Raw genomic sequence first — 20,748 nt, forward strand, 5'->3', positions numbered from 1 at the left:
GTTATCTGAAAAGAATATAGGCGCCTAAAGCGATGGCGGTAACGGTGGCCACATCATTCCATCTGAAGCCGGAGTTATAGGAATGATAGGAAGGATAGCCGTAGCTAAATGGCGCGCTGTAACTATAGCCACGTGCATAGTCATTGTAGGAGTAGTCGCTCCAATAGCCGGTATTACGGGCAATCCGCCGATCCTGCCGCCACTGTCTGCGTTCGTCCTTACGTTCGCGCTTCGCCTCAAAATATTGGTAAGCTTTATAGGTTTGTTGCACGGTAGTGCCTTCATTTACGGTCAGTGAGTCCTCTTTCAACAGGTAATGCTGCAGACTTTCCTGGTAGCGGGGATTCTGATCGGGGAGCAGGGTCTGCGCGGATGCACCCATCGTGATGGTCAGACATAGCATCGTAGCCAGACCCGGTAGCAGTAAGCGTTTGATTAAATCGTTATGCGTCATCATACAATAATTAAAAAGCTCCTTTGAAAGCTGCTTTGTTATATGACGCGTGCAATTTACAGATCCCCTATCCGATGGCAGAATTTTTTTGATCTTATTTATGAAATGATTTAATCATTTCATCCAGATCCTTATCCGGGGTGCTATGCATCATCTTTTCCTGCTGCCTTACCTCTTTTTTAAAGGCGCTGAGCACCGCTTTCAGGGCGTTTTCGCCGTACAGCGATTGTATCATTTCATCAATGCTGCTGTTCTTTCTGGCTATCCGGAGCTGCTCTTGTTTTTGAGTGGTATTTGTTAATATTTTTATAATGCTCTTTTTATCTTCTTCTTTAATATCATGATATAAAAGATAAGAGACTTTATAGAGATAATAACCTATCTGCACCAGCAAGGCTTTGCCCTTATCGGTAAGACTCACCAGCCTCGCACGCTTGTCTGCCGGATCATCCTTTTCAACAATAAGCCCCTTTTTTTTCATACGGTTCAATATGTCAATACCGGTAGACTGCTCCATATTACTCAGGCTGATGGCATCCGTTTTTTTCGCTTCTTTTTTGATACTGATCACATTCAATAAATAAAACCATTCGAGTTCTATGTCCGGAATCTCTTTGATCGCCATCCTGGCATAGGCCGTATGTAAACCGCCGGTTTTGCCAATCAGTGAAGCTAATACGGAGTCTGCCTGCTGGGAGGGGATGGCATCGGCTGAACTTCCGGTGGGATGTTTTTGGAGATATTTCTCACAGAAATCCGCCACTGTAGGCGATGTGGTCTTCGATGCGTAACTATCCCATTCGGTGATCAAGGCTACTAATGGCTTCATATTATAAAACGGTTTCGCTCTAATTATTAATCGGATTCGTTGTTTATTTAACGAGAATATCCTTTCTTTGCAAATATAAACAACGAATCCGTTCAATAAATCATGGGTTTATGAATCATATCATACTGGAGCAATTATTCAGAGATAGCTGTGTGCCGGATCTGACAACAGGATTAACGGCAGTAAAACAACTGGAACATCTCATTGAAAAGCATACCACCAAACGGCTGGACGAAGAAGGGTACAAGCAGGTGTTTGCGCAGCGGGAAGAGCTGTTGCCTCTTCAACTGGAGAGCAACGATCTTAGGCGCATCACTTATTTCCTCTTTTATTTATTGATGAATTATCCGGACAGGTCGGCCGCTACTGCCAGATGCCTGGTAAAATGCTACGATAAGTCACTCATGGAAGGGATCTGCCAGGCCCTGGAAGTATACTGGCAGAAATGTGATGAAACCACCTGTTACCTTACAGACGCTATCACACAGAGTTGCTCTTTTGAAGAATTCAGCGCACATGTACTCACCCTGTTTAAACAACTGAAACAGGACGGTTTGCCGGAAACAAAAAAGGTGATGTCTGCCAAGTTCGCCTACTATAAAAAATTTTACGGGTTTATTGAATAGTATATGAAACCAACAATTGCAGTATTAACACTGGGCGTGGCCGACCTGGAAAGAGCGGTACATTTTTATCGTGATGGTTTAGGCTGGCCTACGAATGGTATCACCGGCAGCGAATTCCCCTATGCCGCCGTTGCATACTTTGAGTTGCAGCATGGTTTGAAACTGGCGCTGTGGCCAAAGAAAAGCATTTCGTTTGATACTAAAATTCCTGTCGGCACGCCATCTGCTACGGAATTGGTGCTAGTACATTATGTAGATCAGCAGGAAGAAATAGGCGTGATACTGGAGAAGGTAAGCGCCGCAGGCGGCACTATTATCAAGCCGGTAACTGACAACTTCTGGAAAGGCTATGCCGCCTATTTTCAGGATCCGGACGGCCACCTCTGGGAAGTGGCCTGGAATCCGGGAACAACAGCATAACATCTCAAACGAGATAGCCTCAGGTATTACCTTTTCATTACGTAGACTCCGTCGAGCTTATGCTTAGCACCCGCTTAGTACCTATAGAAACGGTGCAGTAGAGGTGGACTTGATGCGGGGATGAGGTTCGGATGTATAACCGGGATGAAATTGAATCAGCAGATGAAAAGAGGTGAGAGCGGGCCATAGCAGGGCTACTTCCCTACCAGACTGTAGTTGCGGAAAGAGATTTACTATTGAAAAGAAGCAGGTATAAAGGGTTTATTTATCAAAATATCTCCGGAGGCAAGATCGCTTTATTCCAGTTGAATGATAGCTGGATATGCGTGTGTATAGATAAGTTTGGGAAGCAATTTCGTCCGCTTGGGGTAAGTACGTTTATTAGCATATTTGGGTACTTGTGGCGCTACCACCGCGATAATATCGGCTGCCATATATTGCCTGCTATTCGATGGGCCATCTTTGTACATCGCTCTTACCTGGAAAACTACTACCAGTGAACCCTGCCCGGGTACCTCCAGCGAAACATTTGTTTCCTGAAAAGTAGTATCGGGGGCTATCATGAGCGTAACCGTTTCGCTACCTGCCACCTGACGTGATATAAAATCAATGCGCGTTGCGATCACTTTTACTTCCAGGGCAGCAATATCTTTATACCCGGCGATGGTTTGTGCGGGAATATTTAATACTCCGTTACTCAGAAGCCGGGGAGCCACCGGAAAGAAACGATCTACTCTGGTATGGTGATTGAAGCGGAAGCCTGTCAGGGCCTCGTGATGATCGCCGGCAGCAATGAGTACCTTGTTCAGCCGATTGATGTGGCCGCCATCACAATGGATATCCAGTTGGGAGTAGAAAGCATGCCGGATAAAAGCGCCTTTCCTGCTGGCGATGCCAAAGCGCCGGGAAGCGCGGCGGGTAGCAGCCGTTTGCTGCACGCTTTGAGGCATGGAGCGCAGGAAGTAGTTGCCATTGCGCTTATACCCAATGAGCTGGCCGAGTTTTCCCGTAAAGGGAAGGATAGACATTTGTTTTGCCATGAGAGATTATTTTGATTACTATAAATATAAGATAATTCGGGGAACGTGTTTTCGGGACAGATGGAAGATTAGCTAAGGGCGTGTAATGGGTATTCTTTAATATTCAACGATAGTCCGGGAGGGATTTGACAATGGCAAACGTGGCGCAAAATCAGGCTACAAATTTCAGTCGCAGGAGCTATTTTTGGGGTATAAATGTTAACCCCTATGAACAGAATCGACAGATTAATGGGCTTACTCACCGTATTGCAGTCCAGGAAGCATGTATCCGCCGAAAAACTGGCCGAAAAATTTGATGTCAGCCCGCGTACCGTATACAGGGATATTAAAGTACTCAATGAAATCGGTGTGCCCGTCAACTTTGAAGTAAACCGTGGTTATTTTATTGCGCAGGGATATTTTCTTCCTCCGTTAGTATTCACCGTAGAAGAAGCCAATGCCCTCATTTTATTGCAAACGCTGGCCGGTAGATTTGCCGAGAAGTCTGTTTCTAAAAACAGTGTGTCTGCACTCAATAAAATTAAAACAGTTGTGCGCTCACATGACCGGGAAGCGGTGGAAGAAATAGCTGCGCAGATGGACATATTTGGATCTGCAAATGGACATCCCGAAACTACCTGGCTCACGGCCATCCAGCAGGGCATTGCCAGTAAGTATTGCATTAAAATAGGGTATACCGATACTAAAGGCAACCATACTGTAAGAGACATAGAACCGGTAGGCCTGGTATTTTATACCAGTCAATGGCACCTGATCGCCTGGTGTGACCTCCGCCTGGGTTACCGCGATTTTAAAGTACCCATGATCACTTCTCTCTTCAATACTACCATCCCATTTACCAAACAACATACCTTCAAAATAGAAGATTATATTAAGTTTTTTTAGGTGGCTAAAGCAGGGTTGCTATTGGACCAGAGGTATGCTTTGTAAGCGGTATTAAAACGTATAGAATAAACGTCCCTTCCATGGCGTGAATAGCCAGGGAAGGGATATGCGTCCGGTGTTTTAATGCAGACTAATCACCCTTGCCATTTTCCAGGTATCACCATCCCGCTGCCACAACGTAACAAATTTACTTGCGTGGGAAGGTGCACCCGGTTCCTGGTTATTACGAAATCGATGATAGCCGATTTCTACTGCGCCGTAATTAGGGATAGGATATACTTCTATACTACCAGGCATCAGCTCCCGTGTAACTTTACCACAGATATTTTTCTTAATAGAGGCAATGAGATCTTTTTTAGAAGTAGTTAAGCCTCCTCTGTCATGATAAAACTCAATGGAGTCGGAGGTCATCGCTGCCATCTTTTCCAGGTTACAGGTATTGTAGGTATCAAAATAAAGACTATCCATCCGAACAATCACATCATACAATGGCTCTCTGGAAGGAACATAAGGTGCAGGTTCATATCTTTTGGAAGGAGGGTCAAATTGTGTTTTTACCAGGAAATCCGTTTCCTGCGTCATTTTCCAGTCGCCTGCTGTTTTTTTCCAGGTGCGCGTAAATTTGGACTCTTCTATTAATTGTTCCGGCTGATTTTTCCGTATCACATACAAACGTTGTACGCCTGTTTGCACAGCTTCATCGGTACCCACCGCAAATGCCTGTAAGCTGCCTTTTACAATTTCCCGCCGCATCTTGTTGTCCGGGTTAGCGCAAAACTTTTCAAGGTTGGTGGTGAAGCTGGATAGACTTTGATCCACTGTTACCCCATCATATCCATTGTCGTGGAAAAACACGAAATCCTTTGATAAAACAGTGCCGATCGCTTTTACATTACAGGTGTTGAACGCGATATCAAACAGCATACTATCCTTGTAGGCAAGTTGACGATACAGCGCATCTGAGCCTTTGGCATTTTGTGCATTGGAAGTCTGTATACTGAACCCGGTAGTCAGTATTAATATTGTTGTATTTAGTAATATGAAACAACTTTTCATGATGGTTGATTTTTAATGGCCTGTGAATAGGGTGCTAGTGCTATGCAAAGATATATGTTTTTAATAGTAGTATGCAATGCAATATACTGAAATTTATTTCACTTGATCAAATTGGTCCCGGAAAAAAGTTCGGCTGTCACATTTGTAAAGGGTTGTATCACATTCGGGAGATTGCATCACGGGAGAACGCCATCTTGTGGTAAAACCCGCCCGCATGAAAAGACTTATTTTAATCGGACTCTTATCTCATCTCTTTCTAAGTATCCATGCCCAGCACCTCGTATCCTTCGGGCAACGGGACAGCATTTATTCAACGATATTAAATGAAAACAGACCGTTGTGGATCTATAGTCCGCCGGTAGATACCACCTGGTTTGTAAAACCATCCTATCCGGTGTTGTATGTGCTGGATGGCGACTTCCATTTTGCCACACTGCAAACAATGATACAACAACTGGGGGTGAGCAATGGCAATACGGCTTTGCCGCAAATGATTATCGTTGGTATCCCTAATACCGGCCGGAATCGTACCAGGGATCTGACGCCAACAGCAGATAGCTCCGATGCCAGCGCTGGTGGAGGCGAACAATTCACTGCTTTCCTGGAAAAAGAATTGGTACCCTATATCAATAAGAAGTATCCCGTAGCGCCTTATAGCATTATTGTCGGGCATTCCCTCGGAGGTTTGCTGGTCACCAATGCGCTACTGAAACATACCCATGTGTTCAACGCATATGTAGCTATAGAACCCAGTCTCTCGTGGCACAACAGCCAGTTGTTAGGGGAGGCCGACGGCCTGCTGTCACAACACTTTAAGGGCAAACGTTTTTTCCTGGCAGTGTCTCATACCATGAAACCAGACCTGGACACGCAACAGCTGAAAAATAACCCCGATCGCGGCGCCATCCATACCAGTGCTATCCTGCAGTTGGGCGAGACGCTGAAAAAATATAACGGGAATGATTTAAAATGGAACCTGAAATATTATGCAGACGATGACCATATCTCTGTGCCGCTCATTGCAGAGTATGATGCCCTGCGTTTCATTTTTAAAGAGAACAGGTTTCCTACTTATCTCTATTTTGAAAAAGAGGGTAACACAGATTCCCTGAAACAATTGATCATTCAACATTTTCAGACATTATCACAGGAAAGAGGCTATGCCGTGCGCCCATCAGAGCAGGTATTCAATCAATTCGCATATGGGCATTTGCAGGATAAACATTTTGATAAAGCAAAAATGTTTTTTCAGCTGAACATCGACTATTTCCCGGAAAGCTTTAATACCTACGATGGGATGGGAGATTACTGGATGGCACTCCATAACCCGACACAGGCCATTATCTACTGGAAAAAAGCATTGTCCATCCGGTATACTGCTGACATAAAAGAAAAGATCGAAAAGGCAGGCCCAAAGCCATAAATAAACTACGCATACATACATTTTATAACCCGCAGGCATCTCCTTGCGGGTATTTTTTTAGCAACTACACAAAAAAGTTTGCTATTCATAAAAAAAGATAATAGCTTAGCGGTAGTATAGGATAGTATAGTATAGCGTACTATTTTGCTAAAATTCCACGATATGGCAATGCCACGATTACCGGTACTACCAGTTTTTATATCACAACCATTGTACGCACCTGCAGGTGCCATCATTCACTATTTGCTGATTTGTAGTTATGCGGAATATCTATGAACAAATACATGAACTGGAAGGCATTCCCGGTTTATCCAAACATGAACAGTTTGTGCAAGGCATCATCAATTCCATTAACGCCAAAGCACTTAGCCGCGGGGACCAGTTACCATCCGTAAATCAGCTGATCAATAAATTGGGATTTGCCAGGGAAACCATCGCCAAAGGATATAAAGAACTGGTAGCGCGGGGAATTGTACAATCCAAAAACAGGAAAGGCTTCTACGTAAGCAGCGATGACACCGGGCAACAGCTGAAAGTGGCCCTGTTACTCTACGCCTTCGATACCTTCCAGGAAGCTTTTTATAAAACATTCCGGGCCAACCTGGGTATGAACATTCACATTGATGTATTTTTTCACCATAATAATATCGAAATCTTTGAGGCCATCATTGCCAACGTCAAAGGACGGTACGGCATGTATGTAGTCGCACCTATTCCGCATCCTAAAACATCGGGTATTCTGAACGCACTCCCTATGGATAAGTTCCTGATGATAGACCGCTATGAGCCACTATCTGCTAACTGTTCCTGTTCCTATATTGTGCAAGAGTTCGGGGAGGCTTCCTACAGCGCTTTTGCAACATTGAGCAAAACTATTGAGACCTTCGATGAAATGATCTTTTATTATCGCCCGGCAACAGATACACCTATTGAAATATTAAAAGCATTTAAAAAGTTTGTCAGCGACTATAAAATCAAAGGTGTTATTAAAACCGAATACACCCCAGGTACCATAGAAAAAGGAAAAGTATATTATACGATCAATAATACGGAACTTTGGGCCATCCTGAAAGATTGTGTCGAACAGAAACTGGTACCAGGTAAGGATGTAGGCATTCTTTCCCATAATGACGATATTGTGAAAGAAATCATTTGCAACGGGATCACCACCTATTCCACTGATTTCCGGCTCATGGCAAAAAAAGCAGCTAATTTTGTATTAAACAGGGAAAAGATCCGTGAAGTATTACCAACGGTTTTAATCAGAAGAAAATCTTTATAGCAGTTAATGCACGCGTCAACCATTATAAGTTTTGTCATTTTTGTGGTGATTGTAACGGTGTTATCCTGGTACATTACCAGGAAACACCAGATGAAAACAGCGTCAGATGTATTTCTGGGCAGCCGTAGTTTAAACTGGGTAGTGATAGGAGGGGCATTGTTCATGACCAATATCAGCGCCAACCAGTTTATAGGTGAAAACGAATCGGTGTTTATGAATAACATGTCGATCATGGCATGGGGCGTCACTTCCGTTTTTGCGATGCTTTTTGTAAGCGAATTTTTTATGCCGGTGTATCTCCGTATCGGTGCCGTTACCACACCCGATTTCCTTGCGGTGCGGTATGATCAGACCACTAAAAAAATTGTATCAGTCGTGTTCCTGGTGAGCTACCTGGTAAACCTGATCCCCGCCGTGTTATATGGTGGTGCCGTCGCATTTAACGGCATCTTCCACCTGAATGAAATTCTGCACATCAGCTACTGGTCCACCATCTGGATGCTGGCCTGTCTGATTGCTGTGATAGGGTACCTGTACAATGTACTCGGTGGCCTCAAGGTGATCACCATGTCAGATACCGTGCTGGGAGCAGGTATGATTGCCGGCGGTTTACTCTTACCCTACTTTGGATTTAAATACCTGGGCCATGGATATGTAACAGAAGGACTACGTATTGTACTGGGTACCGACACCAGTCATTTAAATGCTGTTGGCGGTAAGCACGACTCGGTGCCTTTCTCTACCATTTTCACCGGTATGCTGTTGGTAAACATTTATTACTGGGGCATGGAACAGTTCATCGTACAACAGGCACTCGGGTCGGTTAACCTGGAGCAAAGTCAGAAAGGAATAGCGCTGGCCTGTTTATGTAAACTGTTGTCGCCACTGATGCTGAATATTCCCGGACTAATAGCGGTGCATCTATATTTCCACCCGGAAAGTACAGCAGAGATTTTTCCGAGACTTGCCGCCGATGTATTGCCGCCCGTGTATACGGGCCTCATTGCCGCCGTAGTTTTTGGCGCGGCACTCAGCACCTTTAATGCAGGGTTAAGCAGTGCCGGTACACTCTTTACCATGAACCTGTACAAGCCTTATATGACGGAGAAGAAGGGTGGTGTAACAGATAAAAAACTGCTCAGCACTACCTGGATCTTCCAGGTAATTGTGATACTGATAGGTATTGGTATTGCACCTTTTATTATGTTGTTCAAAGGAGGGTTTTATAATTATATACAGATGTTATCCGGCTTTTTCAGTATTCCTATTTTCACGATCATGATCGTAGGAATGGCTACCAGGCGTATTCCTGCCATAGCGGCTAAAATCGGCCTCGGATTCTTTTTTGTAGCGAATATATTTTTTCAACTGATCCTGGATACCGGATTACATTATCTGCACCTGCTGGCGATACTCTTTGTAGTCACTGCCATACTGATGCTGATAATAGGTAGATTATGGCCGATGGCTGTTCCCTATGCACCTGTCAGAACATCTAACCTGACACTGCAACCATGGAAACACCGTCACTGGTACAGTGCTGTGCTGATTATACTGATGGTGTTGTTGTTCGTACTTTTTTCTCCGTTGGGATTGGCCAGATAAGAGAATCGTAAATCATAAATAACGAATTATAATGGTGTTGTCCTTTAAGTATTGCAGATATATCCTGTTTGCCATGGCCTTGCTTTGTCTTGTAACACGTTTATCCGCGCAACAATCTGCGGATGTAAAGCATATCCCTTTCGGTAAAAATAGCCGGATCAGCTATGATTTGCATTCCGGTAAATACAGCGTATGGGTGAACGGCAAAATAATGATCAGAGATGCTTTCAGCTGGTATGAAGATGCCCAGCAGCCGGACACGGCAAAGATCCGCCGTAGCTTCACTATAGCGCCTTTAAAAGATCAGACCGGCACAGGCAAACAATACGTGATCACGTCTCCCGGAAGTGGTATAAAAAGACAACAGTTCTTTTATGTATACAACGGAGACAACGGTTTTTATACGGCACTCGTATTGCGCGGTGCCGGCGCCCGTTCCCGTTCTATGAGCCCTTTGACCACCACGGCTTTGCAGTTCCCGGTAAAAGATACTATACGCGCGGTACATGTGCCTTTTGATAATGATACCTGGGTGAAATACAGCACGGAAGACCTGCCGGCCGCCAGCTTCACCAGTGCCGAAGTAACTGCCGTTTATAATACAGCCAACAATAATGGATTGGTGATAGGCTCTGTGGAGCACAATAACTGGAAAACCGGTATTGCGCTGAAAGGGACTACTGCTCAGCAAATGCAGCTTTCTGTGATCGCCGGCTGGACAGACAGCACCGGTACCCGCGATAACATACGGCATGGTATGGTCAGCTCCGGTGATACCCTTTGTGTTTCTCCTAAAATCTATGTACTACCCGGCAGCGACTGGAGAACCGGCATGGAGCAATATGCGCAGGCCAATCGTAAAGCAGAACCGCGCTACATTTTTAGCTGGACTGCTGCCAAACCTTTTGGCTGGAACAGCTGGGGCAGCATGCAAACAAAATTATCACTCGCCAAAGCAAAAACGGTGGTAGACTTTTTTGCCGATTCCTGCAAAGGATTCCGCAACGCAGATCATACCCTGTATATAGACCTGGACTCTTACTGGGATAACCTCACCACCAATGGTATGACCGGCGACTTTAGTCAGCTGGAGGCTTTCAGCGCCTATTGTAAAGCCAAAGGATTTAAGCCGGGTATCTATTGGGCGCCATTTGTAGACTGGGGGAAGTCTCCCCGTAAGGTAGAAGGCAGCCAATTTAACTATCAGGATACCTGGACAAAAGTAAACGGACAATACCATGAGCTGGATGGCGCCAGGGCCATGGATCCTACCCATCCGGCTACCAGGGAAAGAATCGCTTTCCTCATCAAGCGGTTTAAAGACGCCGGCTTCGAAATGATCAAAATAGATTTTATTGGTCATGCTGCCATTGAAGCAGATTCATTTTATGATCCTACCGTTCATACGGGCATGCAGGCGTTCAGAAAAGGAATGGAATACCTGGTAGATCAACTGGATGGAAAGATGCTGGTATATGCAGCTATATCGCCCAATATGGCTACCGGCAGATATGTACACACCCGCCGTATTGCCTGCGATGCATTTAAGAATATAGACGAAACGGCCTACACCATGAATGGTACCAGCTATGGTTGGTGGCAAAACTGGTTGTATGATTTTTCTGATGCTGATCATGTGGTGTTTGAAGGCGCCGCTGCCGGGCCTAACAGGGCAAGATTGTTATCAGGCATCGTTACCGGCTCCCTCATTACCGGGGATGATTTTTCAGTGTACGGCCATGCTTCCGAAGCAGCTAAACAGTTCCTGCAAAACCAGGATCTGCTGGAGGTAGCCCGCCAGGGTGGTGTGTTCCGTCCGGTAGATCATCATAGCCGAGATCAGTCTTCCAACATCTTTGTAAAAAATTCCGGGAGATATACTTATGTAGCAGTGATGAACTATGCACCAACATCCGGTACTTTTTCCCTGAACCTCCAACAGGCAGGACTATCGGCAAAAGAGGCCTATACCGCAAAAGAATTATTCTCCGGAAAAATATCAATACAAAATAAAACCATGCAAATAACACTGCCGGAAGCAGATGCAGTGATTTATAGGCTCGAACGARAATAATAATAAAGCGGGGCTGCCATGATAACGGAGCAGCAGCAGCCCGGGTCCTGAAAAAAAACGGCTGTCTCTAAAAGTAAGAGACAGCCGTTTAATTATGTGAAGTGTTACCTACTCAACAGGCGTCAGATAGGTCGCGGAAGCATATCCTTCTTCGCCGCCATCTGTACGGATCAACCACCACTGATCGCTTTGTTTGCTGATCAGGGAAACAGTTTCGCCATGTGCCGCTTTGCCCACAATAGGCTGGTCGGTACCAGGCCCCTTACGAATGTTGAGGTTGGTAGACTCAGTAGTTACTTTCAGTTTAGCACCTGCTACTGCAGTGGCTACATTAATATTCATTACCACGTCGCCGGTAAGGAAGTTGGGGTCAATCTTTCCATAGATATCCCATAACTGGTCCTTTACTGCGCCGCTCGGTGCCTCACCATCTATATGCAGTACACCATCTTGTTCATTAACCTGCAGATTGCTGGTGCCCGCAGATTTCGCGGCGTCAATCAGCTCTTTGTATTTATCCTGTAATGCCATGATTGTTGTATTTAGAGGGTCAGCGATTTACTTTACTTTCAAACCGGAAGCATCTACTTTCTTAGGCTTCAGTCCATCCAGTGCAACTTTCAGCTTTTTCCAACGGTCAGCTTTAGACTCACCGGTAATAGTAATCACGCCGTCTTTAACATCAGCGGTGATACCAGGAAAATCTTTAACAATACCATCTACGGCTGTTTTCAGAGCTGCATCGGCAGGTGTAGCAGCAGTTGGTGCAGGAGGAGGTGGTGGTGGCGGCGGTGTTACAGTAACATTGTTGACAACGCTCTTCACGCCCTGGCTTACTTTAGCTGCATTTTCTGCCGCATCTTTGTCTGCCTGGCTGGCTACCGCTCCGGTCAGCGTAACTACACCATCTTTAACATCAGCATTAACGCCTGGAGTTGACTGCAATGCAGCAACTACAGTAGCTTGGATGTCTGCATCTTTGGGTTTCCCTTTACAGGAAATCATAAATACTAATCCCATGGAAAGGATTACTGCTGTCAGGTGTTTCAGTTTCATAGTAATACTGAGGTTTTAATGATGAAAAAATACATCTTAAGTTAAGTATCTTTTTTCATCTGGCAATAATGCTTCAGTATGTTGTTTATTTTTTAATAAATACCATCCCGGACTTTTGGCTTTACCACCAGACCAGGTACACCTGGTAATGCAAAGGAGATTTCGGTAACGGTGTAGTATGTACGCAACACTGTTTTTTCTCTCACGAAAAGATTTTTATAATTTTTTTCAGATCGCTTATGGAATTTTTTGCCTGCCTGCATCATGCGGCCAGAGAGGACTTTGTGCAGACAGATAAAAGTAGATATTTTATTTTACAATAATATGAATATCATTAACATACGAAGTATATATTCACGTTATGATAAAGAGTGGCCGGATTCAGGCTAGCACATATCCTTTATAGTTATACCTTATATTAATAATATAAAAACATATACCTTGAAATATTTCCTGATACTGCTGCTATTCCCATTTTCTCTTTCAGCACAAAATAATAAGGTAGTAAACCCGGTTTATTCGAATGCGTATCAGCGTTTGATAAATGCTGATACCAATACGGTAACCATACCAACATCAAATCTGCATCGTACACTGCATGTAAAAAGTATTTTTACTACGGATACCAGGTTCAGGAAAGTAAGTCGCCATAACAACGAGCTGCTGCTGCGCCCGAGCTATAAGAAAGAGTTATTGATCTCTGGTAGTTACGCTGCCACTTTCGCACTTAAAACAATCAACCAGCTGCCATCACTGCAAACAGATTTTGTACAAGGGCGTTCACTGCAGGGAGCCCTGAGCTGGCAGGGTGCGGAAACAAACGAGTTATTTAGCTATGGACCATCCCGGCACACACTTGAATATGATGGACATCCTTATTTGTACGACAGCAATGGAAAACTGGTACCGGCAGGTAGTGGCAACGGACATCACCCTCCCGCCTATACGAATAACATATTCAGAACAGGGTCCCTCTTTTCCCAGTCCTTCAACCTGAAAGCAGTCCTGCTCGAGAATCAGATCAATGCACGGGAGTTTAATATTAACCTGGGCCAAACCAGCGAAAAGACGTTTATTCGCTACAACAACAATAATACAAAAAACCTGGATGCCTCCCTGGGCGCCAGAATAAAGTGGCTGCACCTCGTGGGCAAATACAGTTACTCGCAGGATCAGTTTTCAAATGCCAACAGAAACGGATTCCTGAATAAGGTTTACCAGCAATCGATCCTGTCACCGGTGAGCTTCGATAACGGACAAGGTTACACGTTGGGGAATGGTCAGCGTAGCTACAGCAAGCAGGCAGATAATCCTGATTTTCTCCTCAGAGATAATGATAACAATTTCAACGCCACCCGGCAGCAGGTGAGCCTGCTCATGGAACGGAATATATATAATCGGGTGAAATATGTGATCACACAATCGTTCGATGATAAAAGAGAAAACAGCCACGAAGGCTATAAGCCTGGTACCGCCCACTTCCCCGATGGAAGACCACTGTACCGGAGCAAGGACGACAAATTATACCAGTTAAAAGGAGAAGTAACCGGGACTGTTCCCTACCCGAAGCGGTTGTGGTCAGGGGCTTTTACCGCCAATTATATTTTCACGGACGCGCATTCCGGCATCCATTATCAACCGGCATACGGCAACTATTTATACCAGCGCTCCGCACATGAGATAGGCGTTAACTACCGGAATATATATAATAGCAGGAGATGGTACGCCGAATTCATGCTGGGAAATAAGAGCTATGTTTCCAACACGGTAGCGGCGAATAATTACTTCCAGCCTGCAATAGATATTACCGCAACATATCTTTCCCCAACGGGATGGTCGCTGAAATTCAGATCATCTTATGTGCAGGCAAATACGGAATTGCCGGTCAATAATTCACTTGCTTATGTGAATCTTCTGCGCTATTCCACCACCGAAGCGGGACACTATTTTCCCACGCAGGAAGTAAGCAGTTTTGACCACCTGTCCCCGGTACGTCACAGAGATTGGAGCGGCAGCATCAGCGGTGGCTATAAATCTCTGTTGAATTTTTCCGCCCGCGCATTCATAAGAAAAATAGAACAGGACTTGTTTCCCGTATACGAAAATCAGGAGCTGGTATTAAAAAATATTGGCGACTACCGGACCAATGGAATAGACCTGGAGCTGCAATTACTGGATATAGATAACAACAACTCAGACATCACCACAATGCATGTCCTGGGATTCTTTGCCTATAAAAACAAAGTCACCGACACCTACGGTGCTAACGGTATACCCCTGGCAGGTTTCAGAGATGTACATACCACGCTCGTAAAAGGGCAACCACTGGGCGTGATCACCGGCAGCACCTGGGAAAGAGATGTCGCCGGCAACAGAGCAATTGGCCCGGACGGATTTCCGCTGGTAGCAAAAGCCCCTGCCGTCATTGGTAATCCTAATCCAGATTTTGTGATGAAGTTGACGAATATGGTGCGCTGGAAAAAACTTACCCTGGAAGCAGCGCTGGAATGGAAGAGTGGTGGCGAACGATGGAACGGTACACTGGCCGTACTCGATTACTACGGAAGATCACAGGCATCTGCCGAAGGCAGAACCATCACCAATTATGTTTTTCCCGGCGTACAAATGAATGGTGCCCCGAACAATACACCCGTAGATTTTTACAACCCCAAGCTACCCATAGAAAACAACCGGTGGGTGAGATACGGTTATAGCGGCGTTGCAGCAGACTACATCGAGCGGGCCGACTGGCTACGCCTGAATACCCTGAAACTAAGCTATCAGCAGCCTTTCAGGCATATTATTCAAAAGTTAACCCTGAGTGCCTATATCAATAATGTGATGCTGTGGACGCCGTATAGCGGCGTGGATCCGGAGCAGTTGTTATTCGATCAGGCAAATAGTACGGGCCTGGATTTCTTTAATCTTCCCGCTACTAAAACTTATGGCTTTAACGTAACCCTTCAATTCTGATACCCATGAAAAATATTATTGCTCATATATGCATATACCTGTTGATGGCGGCTACCTGTTGGGGACAGTCATTTGATTATACTAAGTACAAAGAGAAAATCTATATCCACACCAGCCACGTTTTCTTTCAACCCGGACAGGACGCGTTCTTTAAAGTATATGTGGTAAACGCCAAGGATCAGAAACCTGCCACATTAAGTAAGGTGGTTTTTGTAGAAGTACTGGACCCTTCCGGGAACATGCTCAAAAAATTAAATTATAAAATAACAGATGGATTTGCCGAAGGCTCTTTTACTTTTGAAGATAAAGCCCCCGGTGGTATTTATAAGCTCAAAGCTTACACTACGTGGATGCGCAATGAAAGCGACAGCACTTTTTTTGTAAAGGAACTAACGCTGCAAAAAGTAATCGCTCCCCGTATATTAATGAAACTGGATTTCCCCAAAAAGGGCTATGGTCCCGGCGATGAAGTGATCGCTGACTACTCCATCCGTAATTTGTCTGATCAACCCATTGCCAATTATAAAGTAAATTATAAGGTATCGCTGGGCGGCAAAGTAGTGAGCACCCAGGTGGCCACCACCAACAGCGATGGTAAAGTACAATTGAAGTTCAAATTACCGGATGACCTGAACACAACAGATGGTTTGCTGAATGTGACGATAGACTATGATGCCTACAAAGAAGCCATCTCCCGGAGCATTCCTATTGTGCTGAATAAAATAGATCTGCAATTGTTACCCGAAGGAGGCTCCCTGGTAGCAGGACTCACCAGCAGCATTGCTTTCAGGGCCATCAATGAGCACGGTAAACCTGTAGATGTAAAAGGAGAAGTATGGGATGACGCAGGGAATAAACAGGCCGACTTTGAAAGTTACTATGCAGGTATGGGACAGTTCCCTTTTACACCACACACCGGGAAAAAGTACACGGTAAAAATTACTTCACCACTGCATATCACCAAACAGTATGCTTTTCCGGTCTTCGCAGCGGAAGGTGTGGTCATGAATTTTATGAAGAGAGAAGGGAAACTTTTCCTGAATCTGTCTGCTACCAGCAACCAGCGGGTTACTTTAACCGGGCAGACAAAAGGAATCACCTATGCTGCCAGTGACCTTATCCTGAAGAAAGGCACACATACCGTTGAAATAGATCAGTCGGGATTTCCTGCTGGTATTGCCAGGTTTACCCTCACGACCGGAAATGGATTGCCAGTGGCAGAGAGACTGGTATTTCTGAATAAAGACCACACCCTGCAGGTTAAAATCACGACAGATAAATCACAGTACCTGCCAAGAGAGAAAGTGGTGATGACCCTCAAAACAACAGATGCCAAAGGAACGCCACTGGCTTCCAATTTGTCGCTGGCGGTCATGGATGATAAGCTCTGGTCCTATGCGGATGACAAACAGGATCATATACTATCCTGGTTGCTCATGAGTTCCGAATTGAGTGGAAAGATTGAAGAGCCCTTGTTTTATTTTAAGAAAGAAGAACCTAAATCAGATCCTGCGCTCGACCTGGTAATGCTGACACATGGCTACCGGTATTTTAGTTATCTCCCGGAGTTAAACGAAGGGAAATCCCTGAAGTATCTGCCGGATGATGGTTACGTGATGAGTGGCACTGTCTTCAATGCAAAGGATAAACCGGTAAAATCCACTGTATTCCTGATCAACATGGCGGAAAAAAGTAAAGCCATCCAAATGAATACAACAGATGACGGACAGTTTTTCTTTGCTGGCCTGGATGAACGGGCTAATTATTACCTGATAGCGAAATCAGTTAAAGGGAAAGAAAAAGTGAATCTCCGCGTGGAGCAGAACAGTATCGATTATAATATTATCCGGACTAAAAAATTATTGGAAGAAGGGATCAGCTTTAAGGAGTTTGCCGGTATCCGGCCCGCTGCGCAAAAACAGGAATATGCAAATGCAGAAAAAGAAATAAAAAAGGAAGCGGATGCGTGGATAAAGAATCTGGGTGATGATAAGGGACTGAATGAAGTGGTAGTTGTTGGCTACAGCGCACAACGAAAGGCGAATATGACTGGCTCGGTTACTTCGATTGTTGCCAACGAAATTAATGTTGTGCAGAACATGGATCAGGCACTGCAGGGTAGGGTAGCAGGGATACAGGTAGTGCCACAAGCCAATCCTGGAGCGGCCAAAGAAATCAGGATAAGAGGCAATAACTCACTGACCGGCAATAATCAACCATTGTTTATTATAGACGGAGTGGCATTTGAAGGGATGCTGCAAGACTTAAATCCCAATGATATCACCGCCATAGAGGTATATAAAGACGCAATGGCGTCAGCGCTTTATGGAAGCCGTGCTGCCAATGGTGTGATCCTGATCACCACCAAAAATGCCGGCAGAGCAGCGATCAGGTTGAGGTTGAATAAAGAAGATTATTACAACACCAAATATGTTCCGGGCATTGGAAGTGCTTATGCCGTGGCCAGGGTGTTTTACGCGCCCCAATACGCCACTACCGTAACAAAAGAGCGGAGTGATTTCCGGGAAACGATTTACTGGAACCCGGTTGTGCAAACAGATAGTAGTGGCGCCGCCACGCTGGAGTTCTACAACTCCGATGCCGCCACTACCTTCCGGGCAGTTGCCGAAGGAATTGCCTGGAATGGTCAGCCTGGCAGAACAGAAGCCACCTGGTCTGCACGGAATGCATTACAGATAGATGCGAAGATTCCTCCCTACCTGACAGTGGGCGACCACGCGCTGATACCACTGGTGCTTAAAAACAACAGCGCTGCCAGTGTGGAACTGGATATCACCATCGCACTGCCAGAGAAAATGAAAAAGGGAGAATATGAAGAGCGGGTCGTGCTGGATGCAAACACTTCCAAACAGGTACTGATTCCACTGGAAGCCACCGCAGCCTGCCGGGGTGATATCAAATTTATGGTGAGTGGTAAAACCGGTACAGAAACATTATCTCTTCCGGTAATTGCCGCAGAGAAAGGTTTCCCGGTGTTTAAAACCTTCTCCGGTGATAAATCAGTCAGGCTTCCCTTTGAGCTGGGTCAGCCAATAGCTGGTAGTGTCAAATCAGATCTGCGGGTATTCGCTACATTGGAAGGGCAATTGCTCGATGGAATAGCATCTATGTTGAGAGAGCCTTACGGCTGTTTTGAACAAACGTCTTCCAGCACTTATCCTAACATCTTTATCCTCAAATATCTCCGGGAATCGGGGAAATCCAATCCTGATGTGGTGGCCAAAGCCATGAACTATATTGAAACCGGGTACAAACGATTGATCAGCTTTGAAACCACAGAGAATGGTTTCGAATGGTTTGGCCATGCACCGGCACATGAAGCGTTAACGGCTTACGGCTTACTGGAGTTTACGGATATGCAGACTTTTATCAACGTAGATAAGGATATGCTGGCCCGAACCAAAAAATTCCTGTTGAGCCGCAGAGATGGTAAAGGAGGCTTTAAACTGGCTTCCGGTGGCTATGATAAGTTTGCATCCGTTCCCAACAGCGTGGCTAATCTTTATATCGTATATGCGTTAACGCAAGCCGGTATCGGTAAAGAAATACAACCGGAATATGAAGCCGGCGTGCAAAAGGCGTTAGCAGCCAATGATGCTTACCAACTGGGATTAATGGCGCTTGCTGCCAGCAATATGAAAAACACCACCGACTACAACCGGCTGATGCAGGCGTTGAAACAGAGCTATGAAAAAAACAATTTCATGGCAGCCACCACTGTGGTGAATTCCAGGGATGCTTCCCTGCGCGTAGAGTCGTTATCGTTATACGCACTGGCGCTGGCCAGGGAGCAAACACCTGATCTTGCCGCCATAGCAGTAGTCATCTCTAAAGTACTGTCAGAAAAATCGTATTACGGTTACGGCTCTACGCAGGCAACCGTGATGGCACTGAATGCCATCGTAGAATTCGTAAAAATAAAAGGCCGCACGGAAAATGCCGGTACAGTTGATTTCGAACTGAATACGCAGAAAGTGGCGCTGGGCAGCGACTTTAGCAATTTACTGAAAGCAGGGGCCAATACTTTTGCGGTGCATTACAGCAATGAAAAATCCGGTATTCCTTATCATATGGAGGTTTCCTATTACACTATGCAACCGCCGAACAGTCCTAAGGCCGACTTACATATCAATACTAGACTGGGGGATACCCGCACTAAAATCGGGGAAACTGTCAGGATGAAAATTGATGTGAAAAATGAAAAAGGCATACTGCAACCTATGTCTATTGCCAAAATAGGCATACCTGCCGGTCTTTCTCTGCAGCCCTGGCAGCTCAAAGAATTGAAAGAGAAAAAAGAAGTAGCCTATTATGAAATCTTTGATAATTACCTGGTGCTTTACTGGATGGGATTCAGCCCGGATGAAACTAAAACCATCAACCTGGACCTGAAAGCAGATGTTCCTGGCACTTATAAAGCCAAAGCCAGCAACTGTTATCTGTATTACACGCCAGAGCACAAACACTGGAACGAAGGCACTGAAATAGAGATCCTGCCGTAGTTTCTTATCCCTACACCTATTCCTTCCGCAGCGTTATCCCGAAAGGGAGCGCTGCGGAGTCATGTAATAACCCGCCGGAACCATCCATCTTCATGCGTTATTCGCTGCTGTCAGCCGCCAGTATTATGATTCACCGCATTTTGCCAAAATCATCTTTCCTTGTTCGGATTTACATTTTGCCAGTTTCCCGACTTCTCTTAATTTAGTATTTAGATAGTTGTCTAAATATATGTTTATATGAACAACGTGTTCAAAGCACTCAACGATAAAACCCGGCGGGACATCCTCGAGCTGCTCAAAAAGGAAGACCTGACCGCCGGTCAGATCGCAGAGCGTTTCAGCTTTTCAAAGCCCACCATCTCTCATCATCTCGACCTGTTGAAACAAGCGGAGCTATTGACCAGCGTGAAAAAAGGGCAATTCGTTTTTTATTCTCTCAACACAACAGTGATGGATGAATTACTGAAATGGATGCTCCAGTTTACCGCCGATACCTTACCAC

The 20,748-nt window shown here is 45.1% G+C and carries 16 protein-coding genes; 10 read left to right on the forward strand and 6 right to left on the reverse strand.

What is annotated here, in order from left to right; translation table 11 throughout:
- Position 1: 1 nt before the first annotated feature.
- Positions 2-457, reverse strand: coding sequence for a hypothetical protein (locus AC1DP6_RS33735; RefSeq protein WP_477058812.1), 456 nt, complete (start codon positions 455-457; stop codon positions 2-4).
- 91 nt (positions 458-548) lie between these two features.
- Positions 549-1,283, reverse strand: coding sequence for a MarR family winged helix-turn-helix transcriptional regulator (locus AC1DP6_RS33740; protein ID WP_477058813.1), 735 nt, complete (start codon positions 1,281-1,283; stop codon positions 549-551).
- 110 nt (positions 1,284-1,393) lie between these two features.
- On the opposite strand from AC1DP6_RS33740, the gene AC1DP6_RS33745 reads away from it, so the two are divergent.
- Positions 1,394-1,909 (forward strand): hypothetical protein, encoded by a 516-nt coding sequence (locus tag AC1DP6_RS33745; RefSeq protein WP_477058814.1) that lies wholly within the window; start codon positions 1,394-1,396, stop codon positions 1,907-1,909.
- Between the two features lie 3 nt (positions 1,910-1,912).
- The gene (locus AC1DP6_RS33750; protein WP_477058815.1) at positions 1,913-2,329 is read left to right on the forward strand and encodes a VOC family protein; all 417 of its coding nucleotides are present in this window, start codon (positions 1,913-1,915) and stop codon (positions 2,327-2,329) included.
- A gap of 296 nt (positions 2,330-2,625) precedes the next feature.
- Here AC1DP6_RS33750 and AC1DP6_RS33755 read toward each other — a convergent pair whose 3' ends face one another.
- Positions 2,626-3,369 carry a hypothetical protein gene (locus AC1DP6_RS33755; RefSeq protein ID WP_477058816.1) on the reverse strand — a complete coding sequence of 248 codons (744 nt, stop codon included), beginning with the start codon at positions 3,367-3,369 and terminating at the stop codon, positions 2,626-2,628.
- A gap of 207 nt (positions 3,370-3,576) precedes the next feature.
- Between AC1DP6_RS33755 and AC1DP6_RS33760 the strand changes: the two genes are divergently transcribed.
- Positions 3,577-4,254, forward strand: coding sequence for a helix-turn-helix transcriptional regulator (locus tag AC1DP6_RS33760; protein ID WP_477058817.1), 678 nt, complete (start codon positions 3,577-3,579; stop codon positions 4,252-4,254).
- A gap of 120 nt (positions 4,255-4,374) precedes the next feature.
- Here AC1DP6_RS33760 and AC1DP6_RS33765 read toward each other — a convergent pair whose 3' ends face one another.
- Entirely contained in the window at positions 4,375-5,310 is a 936-nt protein-coding gene (locus AC1DP6_RS33765) for a nuclear transport factor 2 family protein (protein ID WP_477058818.1), read from the reverse strand.
- 214 nt (positions 5,311-5,524) lie between these two features.
- Here AC1DP6_RS33765 and AC1DP6_RS33770 point away from each other — a divergent pair, with 214 nt between their 5' ends.
- The 4 genes from AC1DP6_RS33770 (at position 5,525) to AC1DP6_RS33785 (ending at position 11,694) form a co-directional block, all read left to right on the forward strand.
- The gene (locus AC1DP6_RS33770) at positions 5,525-6,733 is read left to right on the forward strand and encodes an alpha/beta hydrolase-fold protein (protein WP_477058819.1); all 1,209 of its coding nucleotides are present in this window, start codon (positions 5,525-5,527) and stop codon (positions 6,731-6,733) included.
- Between the two features lie 259 nt (positions 6,734-6,992).
- The gene (locus tag AC1DP6_RS33775) at positions 6,993-8,015 is read left to right on the forward strand and encodes a GntR family transcriptional regulator (protein WP_477058820.1); all 1,023 of its coding nucleotides are present in this window, start codon (positions 6,993-6,995) and stop codon (positions 8,013-8,015) included.
- Positions 8,016-8,021: 6 nt separating this feature from the next.
- Positions 8,022-9,620, forward strand: coding sequence for a solute:sodium symporter family transporter (locus AC1DP6_RS33780; RefSeq protein ID WP_477058821.1), 1,599 nt, complete (start codon positions 8,022-8,024; stop codon positions 9,618-9,620).
- A gap of 31 nt (positions 9,621-9,651) precedes the next feature.
- A complete protein-coding gene (locus AC1DP6_RS33785; RefSeq protein WP_477058822.1) occupies positions 9,652-11,694 on the forward strand; it encodes an alpha-amylase family protein in 2,043 nt (680 codons plus the stop codon).
- A gap of 108 nt (positions 11,695-11,802) precedes the next feature.
- Here AC1DP6_RS33785 and AC1DP6_RS33790 read toward each other — a convergent pair whose 3' ends face one another.
- Entirely contained in the window at positions 11,803-12,225 is a 423-nt protein-coding gene (locus AC1DP6_RS33790) for an SH3 domain-containing protein (protein WP_477058823.1), read from the reverse strand.
- Positions 12,226-12,252: 27 nt separating this feature from the next.
- On the reverse strand, positions 12,253-12,750 hold the full coding sequence (locus tag AC1DP6_RS33795; RefSeq protein ID WP_477058824.1) for a BON domain-containing protein: 498 nt from the start codon (positions 12,748-12,750) through the stop codon (positions 12,253-12,255).
- 441 nt (positions 12,751-13,191) lie between these two features.
- On the opposite strand from AC1DP6_RS33795, the gene AC1DP6_RS33800 reads away from it, so the two are divergent.
- The 3 genes from AC1DP6_RS33800 to AC1DP6_RS33810 form a co-directional block, all read left to right on the forward strand.
- Positions 13,192-15,723, forward strand: a complete 2,532-nt coding sequence (locus tag AC1DP6_RS33800) for a hypothetical protein (protein ID WP_477058825.1) — start codon at positions 13,192-13,194, stop codon at positions 15,721-15,723.
- Positions 15,724-15,728: 5 nt separating this feature from the next.
- Positions 15,729-20,246: a TonB-dependent receptor plug domain-containing protein gene (locus AC1DP6_RS33805; protein WP_477058826.1), complete on the forward strand. Its 4,518-nt coding sequence runs from the start codon at positions 15,729-15,731 to the stop codon at positions 20,244-20,246.
- 237 nt (positions 20,247-20,483) lie between these two features.
- Positions 20,484-20,748, forward strand: a 265-nt coding sequence (locus AC1DP6_RS33810) for an autorepressor SdpR family transcription factor (RefSeq protein WP_477058827.1), incomplete at its 3' end; no start/stop codon positions are given.

Source organism: Chitinophaga sp. 01L420 (assembly GCF_056399985.1).